Annotated in this window: 12 protein-coding genes and 1 pseudogene; 4 read left to right on the top strand and 9 right to left on the bottom strand. The window is 50.2% G+C overall.

Going from position 1 to position 10,957, the window contains the following annotated elements:
- Positions 1 to 42: 42 nt before the first annotated feature.
- From AB1690_04795 to AB1690_04785, 3 genes and pseudogenes are all read right to left on the bottom strand, one after another.
- A pseudogene (locus AB1690_04795) lies at positions 43 to 294 on the bottom strand (redoxin domain-containing protein).
- Positions 295 to 458: 164 nt separating this feature from the next.
- Positions 459 to 1,316, bottom strand: coding sequence for a DMT family transporter (locus AB1690_04790; GenBank protein MEW6014621.1), 858 nt, complete (start codon positions 1,314 to 1,316; stop codon positions 459 to 461).
- Positions 1,313 to 2,200 (bottom strand): DMT family transporter, encoded by an 888-nt coding sequence (locus tag AB1690_04785; protein ID MEW6014620.1) that lies wholly within the window; start codon positions 2,198 to 2,200, stop codon positions 1,313 to 1,315. The genes AB1690_04790 and AB1690_04785 overlap by 4 nt, the downstream gene beginning before the upstream one ends.
- Positions 2,201 to 2,241: 41 nt before the next feature.
- Here AB1690_04785 and AB1690_04780 point away from each other — a divergent pair, with 41 nt between their 5' ends.
- Together AB1690_04780 and AB1690_04775 are read left to right on the top strand one after the other, a co-directional pair.
- Positions 2,242 to 3,105: a DMT family transporter gene (locus tag AB1690_04780; protein ID MEW6014619.1), complete on the top strand. Its 864-nt coding sequence runs from the start codon at positions 2,242 to 2,244 to the stop codon at positions 3,103 to 3,105.
- 99 nt (positions 3,106 to 3,204) lie between these two features.
- Positions 3,205 to 3,810 (top strand): hypothetical protein, encoded by a 606-nt coding sequence (locus AB1690_04775; GenBank protein MEW6014618.1) that lies wholly within the window; start codon positions 3,205 to 3,207, stop codon positions 3,808 to 3,810.
- A gap of 367 nt (positions 3,811 to 4,177) precedes the next feature.
- On the opposite strand, the gene ruvB is transcribed toward AB1690_04775, so the two are convergent.
- The 6 genes from ruvB to motA form a co-directional block, all read right to left on the bottom strand.
- Positions 4,178 to 5,209, bottom strand: a complete 1,032-nt coding sequence (ruvB, locus tag AB1690_04770; protein MEW6014617.1) for a Holliday junction branch migration DNA helicase RuvB — start codon at positions 5,207 to 5,209, stop codon at positions 4,178 to 4,180.
- The gene (gene ruvA / locus AB1690_04765; GenBank protein ID MEW6014616.1) at positions 5,206 to 5,859 is read right to left on the bottom strand and encodes a Holliday junction branch migration protein RuvA; all 654 of its coding nucleotides are present in this window, start codon (positions 5,857 to 5,859) and stop codon (positions 5,206 to 5,208) included. Before ruvA ends, ruvB begins: the two co-directional genes overlap by 4 nt.
- Complete coding sequence (ruvC, locus tag AB1690_04760) at positions 5,856 to 6,371, bottom strand: crossover junction endodeoxyribonuclease RuvC (GenBank protein ID MEW6014615.1); 516 nt, start codon at positions 6,369 to 6,371, stop codon at positions 5,856 to 5,858. Before ruvC ends, ruvA begins: the two co-directional genes overlap by 4 nt.
- 12 nt (positions 6,372 to 6,383) lie before the next feature.
- Positions 6,384 to 7,133, bottom strand: coding sequence for a YebC/PmpR family DNA-binding transcriptional regulator (locus AB1690_04755; GenBank protein MEW6014614.1), 750 nt, complete (start codon positions 7,131 to 7,133; stop codon positions 6,384 to 6,386).
- Between the two features lie 145 nt (positions 7,134 to 7,278).
- Entirely contained in the window at positions 7,279 to 8,121 is an 843-nt protein-coding gene (locus AB1690_04750; protein ID MEW6014613.1) for a flagellar motor protein MotB, read from the bottom strand.
- A complete protein-coding gene (motA, locus tag AB1690_04745) occupies positions 8,114 to 8,992 on the bottom strand; it encodes a flagellar motor stator protein MotA (protein ID MEW6014612.1) in 879 nt (292 codons plus the stop codon). Before motA ends, AB1690_04750 begins: the two co-directional genes overlap by 8 nt.
- A gap of 112 nt (positions 8,993 to 9,104) precedes the next feature.
- Between motA and AB1690_04740 the strand changes: the two genes are divergently transcribed.
- Together AB1690_04740 and AB1690_04735 are read left to right on the top strand one after the other, a co-directional pair.
- Positions 9,105 to 9,470, top strand: a complete 366-nt coding sequence (locus AB1690_04740) for an HIT domain-containing protein (GenBank protein ID MEW6014611.1) — start codon at positions 9,105 to 9,107, stop codon at positions 9,468 to 9,470.
- Positions 9,471 to 10,143: 673 nt separating this feature from the next.
- Positions 10,144 to 10,957, top strand: an 814-nt coding sequence (locus AB1690_04735) for a VCBS repeat-containing protein (GenBank protein ID MEW6014610.1), incomplete at its 3' end; no start/stop codon positions are given.

Genomic DNA, 10,957 nt, shown 5'->3' with positions numbered 1-10,957 from the left:
TTCATCGTACTTACCGGCGACCGCCGATAATTCGGTCGGTCAGACAAAGGTGAAATCGCCGGGATAGAAACAGACCAGGACCCATTTCCCGGCATAGTCAGACAGTTTCACATTGACAAATTTCCCCCTGTGATAGGCGGGGGCTTCGAAATCGGGCGCTTTGCCTCCGACACGGACCATCGGTATTGTCTCCTCCATAACTATTGTTTCACTAATTTTGGCTGATTTACTGACGGGCGGCTCGCCGAGAAGTTTCCCGGTCGGTTTGCCGCATCCCACTGGTTCTTCAGACATATGCATACCTTTCTGAACCTATTTGAATCAATATTTTTATTGGAATTACTTTGTCGATGTACCGGGTAATATTTGATACATAGTCCCACATATCGATGTCAATATAGAGAATGGATAATCCAGTGGCAAGTACATTCAGATTCCCGCCACCTCGCCAACGCCGTTTATCTTCTCTGCACCAGATAAACCCCGAGTAAAATCAGCAGCGCTCCGACGATGCCGAAAAGGTTTATGCTTTCCCCCAGAATTGGTATCGCGCCGAGAGTCGTTACTATCGGCTCAATATATAGAAAGACCCCCACCTCGGTCGCCGATTTGCGCGCCAGCCCCTCCAGCCAGACCCATTGCGCCAAGCCAAGGCAGAATACCCCCAGAAATACCAGCGCCCCTATTATCTTCAAGGGGAGTTCGAGCAACTTTGAAATCGGAGTCGTATAGGCGCAATAGGCATTGAGGAGAAGCGCCGGAATAATAAGGATGGCAAGGGTGACAGCCAGAGGATGATAGCGGCGGGTCAAATCGCGCGTGATAATTGTGTAAATAGCCCAGGTGACGCAGCTTGACAATATCAGCCAGTCCCCGACAGACTTCAACCAGTCCAATGTCGTCAGTTTCCCTTTGGAAATAAGAAAGAGAGCGCCGACAGTGGCAATCAAAATCCCCAGCAGTTTGACCGGGCTGACTTTTTCTTTCAGAAAGAGCCGAGAGAGAATGGCGATAAAAACCGGAATGGTAGCGATAAGCCATCCGGTGTTAGTGGCGCTGGTATAAATCAGCCCAAAGGCTTGAATCAGGAAATGAACCGCCAATACAATAGAAGTTATCAGCAGAATCGCAATGTCATTCTTTTTGAAAGAGATATCAATTTTCTTTGCCATGACTATCAGATATAGTACCGGCGCGCCGAGCAGAAGCCGCAGGGCGATGATTTCAAGAGGACTCAGATACTGAAGGGCCATCTTGGTGGCAACAAACGACAGACCCCAGAAAATGACAGCCAGAAGCAGAAGGAAATTAATCATACATCAACCGGCGACGGTGACTTTACTGTCTTTCCGAATCGCTCCGAAACATAAACGGCTGCCACGATAAAAAGCGCTCCGAGAATCAGCCAGAGCGTGATTGGCTCTTTTATCAGAAAGGCGGCCCCGAGCATGGTAAACAGCGGCTCCAGATAAAGATAAATGCCGACTTCACCGGCCGGTTTGCGCGCCAGCCCCTCCGACCATGCCCAGAATGAAATCGCCAGGCAGCCGACCCCCAGGAAGACCAGCGCCACAACCCCGTCAGGCTGCATACTCCAGTAAACCTGATGACCGCTTCGAAGCAGACTGTAGGGCACAATCACAAGCCCGGCGATTGCAATCATCCAGAAAGTCGCCACCAGGGGATTAACCGACCGGGTGATTCTGCGGGTCACGATAGTATAAAACGCCCAGGTGAGACAGCTTCCCAGAACAATCCAATCGCCGGTGGAAGAAATCCAACCGAGTGAGCCAAATTCTCCTTTGGAGACAAGAAATATGACTCCTATGGTTGCCAGAACAACTCCCAAAATCTGAAAGATTCCGAACGGCTCCTTCAGAATGACAAAAGAGAGCAGGGCAATAAAAATCGGGGCGGTGGTCAGAATCCAGGCGGTATTGGTGGCGGTAGTGGTCATCATGCCGGTCGCCATGACCCAGAAGTGCAGGAAGAGAATCGCAGCCGAAATGATTATAAGGCGCGCCTGCTTTCTGATATCAAATGAGATACCCTTGAACCAGATTATGACCAGGAGGGTCAATCCTCCCAGCACAAAACGGGCGGCAATCATTTCCACCGGAGTCAGATATTTCAGGGCGACTTTGATAGCAATGTAGGAGAATCCCCAGAATAAGACGGCGATGAGCAAATATATCGACATGGTGCAGTTGATTACCTATATTGTCCGGCAATATATAAAAAATGGTGACGCAAGGGAGATTATATCTTTCGCTGTTTGTAGCGACTTTCGCGGTCTCCTGGGCGGCGGTGCTGATAAAGCTGACCGGCGCGGAGCCGCTCCCGACAGCGTTTTACCGAATGGGGTTTGCCGCGCTAATTCTGGCAATCCCGGCTGTGCCCCATATCCGGCGAACATTTCGGATTTTATCGCCGGCAGAACTGTGGCTTCTTTTGACTTCAGGGGTTGTTCTTGGCTTGCATTTTGCGGTCTGGGTAACGTCACTTTTCTATACCACCATCTCCAATTCGACCATTCTGGTCGCCACGCAACCGATGTGGGTACTGCTGATGGAAGCGCTCATTCTCAAAGAAAAGATACCGGGCCGTTCGGTAGTCGGGATGGCGCTGGCGCTGGTCGGGATGGTGGTCATATCGCGCGGCGATTTTGACCTTGGGGAAAAATATATTTTGGGGGATATCCTGGCGCTGATTGGCGCGGTCTGCGCGGCGACTTATCTTTTTATCGGACGACAATTGCGGTCGCGACTCGATAATCTCGGGTATATCTTTCCGGTCTATTCGGTGTCGGCGGTAACACTCCTTCTGATTTCACTCATGTTCGGGGAGAATCTGACTGATTATCCCGCCAAGAGTTGGCTGCTGTTTCTGCTTCTGGCATTAGTGCCGACCGTACTGGGACATTCTCTTTACAACTGGCTTCTGAAATATGTGCCGGCGCATAAGGTGGCGACGACCATTCTGGGAGAGCCGATCGGCGCAACGATTCTGGCGATAATTTTTTTCAAAGAGATTCCCGGCTGGTGGACGGCGGTGGGAGGGGCGCTGATACTGGCGGGGATCTTTGTGGTGCTTAGCCGGAAATAGCGTCGTCACCGACCAATGGCGCTGACGATTAAGGATTGACTTTCGAATTGACCGCCTTATATTTATCGGGCGTTAAATCTGGAATCAGAGGGAGGCATCATGCGCAAGTCAAGATTCAAACTTATACTTCTGGTCGTAATTCATGCGCTTCTATTCAGCGGCGTCAGTGCCGGGGCAGACAGGTCCGAAGGAGTGAGAGGAATCTTCGGATTGAAGTACGGAATCCTCGGGGGAGGTTATATCAAAGTTGAGGATGTCAGCGATAAATTCGAAAAAGAAAGCGGGCAAAGCCTGGGTATCCTGCTGGACTATCCGATAAAGAGACGACTCCATTTTGGTTTATTCGCCGACCTTCACTCCATAGTAATCACCTTCAAACCGCTGCATGTGAATGTAAATAAAGATAGCGAGACCCTTCTGGAAGTCGGCGCAATGTTAAAGTATTTGATACCGACTGGTCAGGGTAAATTCAGTCTCCGACCCGGAGTGGGTGGGGGATATGGAATTCTGAAAAATATGCCTTATATCGGTAACTCGAATTATTGGACATTCCGTTCCACCATGGAATTCATTGTCAAAATAGGAAGAACAACAGATTTCGCCGCAGAGCTGGGAATCTGGTCCGCACCCAGCGGGGGAAATGATGACATTGATGTTACATCAAAGGCGAAGTTGCTTTTGAGATTCGGACTTCTATTCAGATAAGAGACCGGAATCCGAGGCATTCTCAGCGGTGAACTGAACAACTTCAATCAACGCTGACCCGATGCCTGCTGCTCGTATTGGCGTTATACTTTGACTCCGTATCCACGGTAGGGGCGATTCGCCCCTGCGGTTTCGGCAGTTGTCACATAAAATCAGAATACCGTGAATATGAAATTTGGCATCACCATCCCGTCGTTGATTAACCCTAACACGTCTCTTGTCAACGGTGCAAATCGTCACGAAGTAACCACCTAGAGAACGATAATCGTGAACAGGAAGCCTCAAGGATCGTCTTCAAAATCGTGACTGAGAATACTGCCTACTTCTATAAGACTGGAATATAAGAGTGCCCCCAATTACCCCCGGTCTATTCTTCAAATAAATTTGCCTGGTCTTCGATATCGAGTTTGACGCCCAGATGTTTGCAGGCATCCTGCGAAACCATACGGCCGCGACGGGTGCGCTGGAGGAAACCGATTTTCAGCAGGTACGGCTCGACCATATCAACCAGCGTGTCGATTTCTTCATTCAAAGTCGCCCCTAAGGCTTCAATCCCGACCGGTCCCCCTTTATAATAATCTATAATTATTTTCAAAAATTTTCGGTCAAGCGAATCGAGTCCAAGATTATCGACCCCCTCGGAGTCGAGCGCTTTGCCGGCGGTTGCCAGGTCAATAGTTCCATCACCTTTTACCGATGCGAAATCGCGGACTCGTCGCAGAAGACGATTGGCGACCCGGGGAGTGCCGCGGGAGCGGCGAGAGATTTCGACAGCGGCATCATCACTGATAGAGACCTCCAGCAAATGCGCCGAACGAGTAATGATTTCTTTGAGTTCATCGGCCGGATAGAAATCGATATGGTAATACAGCCCAAAGCGGTCGCGAAGCGGCGGTGACAGAAGTCCGGCGCGAGTAGTGGCGCCAATAAGGGTGAAATGCTTGAGGGGAATATTTATAACTTTGGCGAAGGCGCCCTTATCGACGACAAAGTCAACTTTGAAATCCTCCATTGCCGGATAGATAAACTCCTCAATGGTCGGCGAGAGCCGATGGATTTCGTCAATAAATAGAATATCACCATCCCCCAGATTGGTCAAAATCCCCATTAAATCGCCGGTCCGACTAAGCGAGGGACCGGAGGTCGCCACCAGGCGGCTTCCCATCTCATTGGCGATAATATGCGCCAATGTAGTCTTCCCCAATCCGGGCGGGCCATAGAATAAGATATGTTCGCAAGCCTCCCGGCGTTTTTTGGCGGCTTCAAGCGATACTTTAAGTTTATCCTTTAACTTCTTCTGTCCAATATACTCATTAAGAAGCTTGGGACGCAGTGAGAGGATGAATGATTCCTCTTCGGGAGAGATGCTTTCGCCCGAAATGATTCTTTCGCGGCTCATCGGGCAACGCCTTTCCGCAGGCTCGCTTCAAGATTAAATATCGCCGTTATCAGCTCTTCGGTGCCATTTATCCGCGGGTTGGCTTTCATTGCCTTGTCAATCATACTCTCGGCTTCGGCGCGACGGTACTGCAGTTGCAGCAAAACCTCCAGCGCTTCCAGGACGAAATTTTCTTTCTCTTTCTGAGGAGTCGAAAGCGGCTCCTCCCCTTTCGCCAGCGCGAAACGTGCCATTTTTCCAGAGAGTTCCGCAATCACTTTTTCCGCCAGACGTCGTCCCAGCCCCGGCAGGCGAGTCAACGTTGCGGCATCCTTGGTCTCAATGGCCGTGGCTATATCGCGAATCGGAAGCGTCAGAGATTTGAGCGCCTTCTTTACCCCCAGCCCGGATACCGTCGTGAAAGCCTGAAAGAATTCTTTGTCAACCAGATTGGTGAATCCGACCAGACGGGGGTAATGGTAACTTTTCATATCGCCGGCTTCGATGTAATAAATGGTGTGCAGGGTAATCGGATTAGCTTCCGCCTGCAGGCTCTTGAGAGAGTTGTAAAGTCCCGAAGGTATCATCAGTTCATAATAGATGCCGTCATTCTCGAGAGTGACCGCGTCCTCGGTAAGATGATTTATTTTTCCGCTGATTTGAGAAATCATCGGGATTTTCTCCGACTTCTGGCAGTTACCGCCGTGGAGCCGAGCAAGGCGTTATGATGACAGAGGGCGATTGCGAGAGCGTCAGCGGTATCAGCTGAATAGAACTGGTCTTTCAATTTAAACGAGGAGCGAACCATTTTCTGCACCTGGCTCTTGCTGGCGCGACCGTTACCGGTCAGCGACTTTTTGATACGGGTCGAAGCATAGGAGACTATCGGCACCTGGTTTTTTGCCGCTTGAAGAAAGATAATGCCGCGCGCATGACCCATTATTATGGCCGTTTTCGGATGACTGTAATGCGAGTATAATTCTTCCACTGCGATATAGTCCGGGGCAAACTGCCTGATTATCTCGCCGAACTGATGGAAAATCTCATTCAGTTTGCCGTCGAAATTTTTGAGCCCGGCCGTCTTTATTACGCCGGCTTCCAGTATCCTCGCCGCCCGGCCGTTTGATTCCAGCACCCCGTACCCGGTCAGATGCAGTCCCGGGTCTATCCCTATTATAACCATCCGGCTCGATTCTTATCCCGCCAACTTGTTCATCAAAGATTCATCGATATCAAAGTTGGCATAGACTTTCTGAACGTCATCATGCTCTTCCAGCGCTTCATACAGTTTCAGCATCGTTTCCGCCTGCCGTTCATCCAGTCTGATAGTATTTTGCGGAATCATGGTGGTTTCGGCCGACTGCACCGGAATCGATTTCTTCTCCAGCGCGGTGCGAACCCGTTCCAGGTCGTTGGCAGGAGTCGCCAGCTCGTAAATATCGCCCTGGTTGGAAAGATCGAGGGCGCCGGCATCAAGGGCAATCTCCATAAGGGTATCTTCATCGACCACATTGGTGGGAACGGTGATAACACCCTTCTTCTCGAACATCCAGGAGACACACCCATTTTCACCGAGGTTGCCGTTGAAGCGGGAGAAGATATGGCGAATCTCGGCAACGGTGCGGTTCTTGTTGTCGGTGGTGACGGTCAGATAAATGGCAACACCGGCCGGACCATACCCTTCATAGGTGACTTCTTCGTAGTTTACGCCGGGGAGTTCGCCGGTTCCTTTCTGAATAGCCTTTTTGATATTGTCCGCCGGCATATTGGCGGCTTTGGCGGTAGCGATGGCGGTGCGAAGACGCGGATTGGCTTCAGGGTCGCCTCCCCCCTGCCGCGCCGCCACCGTTATCTCTTTAATCAACTTGGTAAACATTCGCCCCCGTTCGGCGTCAAGTTTACCTTTTTTACGTTTAATGGTCGCCCATTTTGAATGGCCGGACATCTACATTCCTCCAGAATTTTTTATAATTTTGCTGAGTAATTCTAACAGATTTAAGGGGCAGAATCAAGGGGAATAATATAAGGTCAGGTCCGGATAAGATACGTCTGCTCTCAGCTAATCTGGTTCACGCTACCGTTTGGGGATGTTACTCGATACCGGCAAGGTCGTTGCCAACCTGGATATCTTTGAATCGCTGCTCGTATGCTTCGTTGAGAACGATAATCGCCACACGGCGGTTGCGCGGGTCTTCGGGGCGCTCCGGCAGTCGCAGTTGAACATCAGCATAACCGCGGATTTCGATAATCTGGTCGCCCTTGAGCCCGGAGGATTCCATCAGACGACGGGCGCTATTGGCGCGGTCGGATGACAGTTCCCAGTTGGTGTAGCCGTTGCTCGAGACAAAGGGGCGGCTGTCGGTATGTCCTTCGACAATGATATGGTTGGGGAGTTTTCCCAGTTCCGAGCCGATAGTGGCAAGGACTGATTGCGCCCACGGTTTAAGTTTGGAACTTCCCAGGTCGAAGAAGATGGCGGAGTCGGACGCAGCCGAGGCATCGATAAGTTGAATCCGCAGCCCTTCGGGGACAATCTCAATCTCGACATAGTCTTTGATTTTGCCGGCTTCATTCGAGTTCTCGATCGCTTCCCGGATTTTTTCGCCGGCGGTCTTGAGTTTTTTCTCTTCGGCTTGATGTTTTTTCTGCAGGTCGGGAGCGGCCGGCACCGGCGCTTTGAATGGGGCGGCGCTTCCTTCGAGCGCCCCTTTACCGGCTTTCTCGCTGAAACCGACCGGGTCACGGAAATATCCGCCGACCGCCTGCTTGACGGCATCGGACTGCGAAACCAGCCACATGACCAGGAAGAAGGCCATCATGGCGGTGACAAAATCGGCATAGGCGACTTTCCAAGCGCCGCCGTGGTGACCAGCATGGCCGTTTTTCTTTTTCTTGATTATAACCGGCTTATTATGTTTTTCTTCATCAGCCATTGGCGACTGCTACCTTGGCCGCTTTGGAGGCGCGGCAGGCTTCCTCCACTTCGGAAAAACTGGGGCGAACATCGGTATTGATTACCCGTCGAGCGAATTCAACGGCAATGGAGGCGGCAAAGCCTTTGTGGAAGGCTATCAGACCCTGTTTGAGGCAGGTATAATATTTCGCCTCACTTTCCACCATCAACTGAATATTGGCGGAAAGCGGCTGGACCATTCCGTACGATAACAAAATACCCAGAAAAGTTCCGACCAGGGCGGCGCCGACTTTATGGCCGATTTCAGCCGGCGGACCATCAATCGCCCCCATCGTTATAACAACGCCGAGAACGGCGGCGACAATACCGAGTCCTGGCAGGGCATCGCCGACCCGCGCTAAGGAAACTGACGGCTGCAGATTCTCATGATGCAGAGTCTCGAGGTCCTCATCCATCATCGCCTCCAGGTCATGGTCGGGCACTCCGCCCATGATAATCAGCCGAATAGTATCGACCAGAAAATTGAGGGTCTGCTTTTTCTTAATAATCTCCGGGTATTTGGAAAGGACCGAACTTTTCTCCGGGTTCTCAATATGCCCTTCCAGCCCGACCAGGCCGTCCTTGCGAGCGACATTAAACAGTTCATACATCATCGTTAAAAGGTCGAGGTAGTTTTTCTTGGTGGGACCTTTGCCAAGGATTTTGCCAAGTTGTCGGAAAGTCTCTTTCAGCACTCGGAAAGGAACGCTGACAAGCAGGGTGCCAATGGCGGCGCCGCCGATTATGACAAATTCGGCCGGCTGGACCAATACCAGCAGCTGGCCATGTTCCATTACATACCCGCCGAGCACCGACAGGAAGACAACGGCAAGTCCTACGATTGCAATCATGGTATTACTAAGTTGAAGTTCATACTTATGATACCGATTATCGTCAAAATCGGAGATTTCTGGAGTGAAGGAGACGGGTCAAAGAGCGGTTTTCTCATTTGCCTTGCATTTTATGGCGCGATATGTACATTTGGCGGCGATGAATTGTATTTTCTGTCAAATCGTCAATCGCCAGAAACCGGCAAAGGTCTATTTTGAGGATGAGGAGATAATAGTCTTTGCCGATATTCTTCCCAAAGCGGAGATACATCTTCTGGTTCTCCCCAAGGCGCATTATCCTGATTTGCAGGATATACCGGATGACCTTTTGCTGAAGTTATTTGTCAGAATCCGGGCGATGGCGGCCGAACTCGGCATCGAGGATAATTACCGTCTGCAGTTGAACAATGGTCCTAAATCGGGGCAGATAATACCGCATATACATTTTCATTTTCTGTCGAATGAGCCGGGGGTGAAGTTGAGATTAGAGCAGAGATAACGGGGTCGGCAGCGATGCCCGTTAAAAAAGTCAAGTGGTTGCGGGGCAACAGGTAATAGGTTCGTATTCGTTTTAATTCGGGCGAATTTCTCTTCTTTTCCAGCTTAATTCTTATGGGAGTCATTTTGAGCGTTTTGGAGAGTTTTGTTTCTCTATATGTACCTCTGGGACATTTAGCAGCGATTTATTAGTGAAAATGTGTGGGGGTAAGAGAGAAATTGAAAGGGACTGCATGACGGCAAAGCGTCCGTCAGGTCACACCCCGCCTGACGGCGGAACAGGACCTGATGGAACGGGCAGAGGTTGCGACACCCGAATTTGCCTGGACTCAAGTCGCCACAGCGACCAAGGAGGGATTTTGGCCTGTTCATTTGAGGGTGCCCCACCGCTTGCGGTGGGATAGTATATAGTACGGAATCTGTTTATAAAATCCCACCCCAAGGGGTGGGGCACCAAGGGATTAATGTTGACAGACAGGGACGTCTCATTATATTAGATTGGGTTTTGAGCATAGGCTTATGATTGTTCTGACTTAACAACATTGGTGATGTTGGAAGGCCGATTTAGAAAACCGAAGTCGCTTATAATCCGAACAAAAGTGACTTCATTCGAATTTAAAGCTGCCTCGGCTATATGTCGCGGGCGGTAATCCGGGAATTGTTGAGGAGTAGCTATGTCAAAAGCAGCATTGATCTTTGCAATTTGCGTTTCTGCTTTCGTGCCCACGAAGGGTTACGCCTTCGACCCTCTTTTTGAAACTCGAATTGACTATCAGGTCGGAGACTATCCGCACTCCGTCTATATTGCTGATCTTGATGGTGATGGCGACGTCGATTTGGCTGTGGCAAATCTCAATTCTGACAATGTTTCCATCCTTAAGAACAACGGCGACGGATCGTTTCAAACTGCCATTGACTATAGTGTTGGAGATGGCCCGGCATCAGTATTCGCTGTTGACCTAGACGGCGACAGCGACTGTGATTTGGCATTAGCGAATTCTGGTTCCGACAGTGTTTCTATACTGAGGAATAACGGTGACGGAACTTTTCAAAATTTGGTCAATTACGGTGCGGGCGACAATCCACAGTCTGTCTTCGCTGCTGATCTTGACGGTGATAGTGACATCGATTTGGCTGTGGCAAATCTTGATTCGCATAATGTTTCAATATTGAGAAACCGAGGGGATGGAACCTTTCTAAATGCTATTGACTACAGTTCAGGAAACGGTCCTCTCTCTGTTTCTGGAGCCGACCTTGATCATGACGGCGATTTCGATCTGGCTGTGACGAATTATTTGTCTGACAATGTCGCCATTCTAAAGAATAATGGTAATGGGACTTTTCAGAATGCAGTCAGCTTTTCAGTAGGAGACGGTCCGAGGTCCGTCGTCCCTGCTGACCTCGACTTTGACGGCGACATCGATTTGGCTGTGACTAATTCTAGTTCCGACAATGTCTCCATTCTGAAAAACAATGGTGCCGGTAGTT

The sequence above is a fragment of the Candidatus Zixiibacteriota bacterium genome (assembly GCA_040753495.1).
Lineage (GTDB): Bacteria > Zixibacteria > MSB-5A5 > GN15 > PGXB01 > DYGG01.
Note: the sequence above shows the minus strand (reverse complement) of the source record. Positions and strands in the feature narration are given on the sequence as shown.

Bases quoted from the DNA above. Each gene is read 5' to 3' on its own strand.
- AB1690_04785 (MEW6014620.1), bottom strand. From the start codon at position 2,200: ATGTCGATATATTTGCTCATCGCCGTCTTATTCTGGGGATTCTCCTAC.
- motA (MEW6014612.1), bottom strand. From the start codon at position 8,992: ATGATTGCAATCGTAGGACTTGCCGTTGTCTTCCTGTCGGTGCTCGGC.
- AB1690_04775 (MEW6014618.1), top strand. From the start codon at position 3,205: ATGCGCAAGTCAAGATTCAAACTTATACTTCTGGTCGTAATTCATGCG.
- AB1690_04780 (MEW6014619.1), top strand. From the start codon at position 2,242: ATGGTGACGCAAGGGAGATTATATCTTTCGCTGTTTGTAGCGACTTTC.
- AB1690_04740 (MEW6014611.1), top strand. From the start codon at position 9,105: ATGGCGCGATATGTACATTTGGCGGCGATGAATTGTATTTTCTGTCAA.
- ruvA (MEW6014616.1), bottom strand. From the start codon at position 5,859: ATGATTTCTCAAATCAGCGGAAAAATAAATCATCTTACCGAGGACGCG.
- AB1690_04790 (MEW6014621.1), bottom strand. From the start codon at position 1,316: ATGATTAATTTCCTTCTGCTTCTGGCTGTCATTTTCTGGGGTCTGTCG.
- ruvB (MEW6014617.1), bottom strand. From the start codon at position 5,209: ATGAGCCGCGAAAGAATCATTTCGGGCGAAAGCATCTCTCCCGAAGAG.
- AB1690_04755 (MEW6014614.1), bottom strand. From the start codon at position 7,133: ATGTCCGGCCATTCAAAATGGGCGACCATTAAACGTAAAAAAGGTAAA.
- ruvC (MEW6014615.1), bottom strand. From the start codon at position 6,371: ATGGTTATAATAGGGATAGACCCGGGACTGCATCTGACCGGGTACGGG.
- AB1690_04750 (MEW6014613.1), bottom strand. From the start codon at position 8,121: ATGGCTGATGAAGAAAAACATAATAAGCCGGTTATAATCAAGAAAAAG.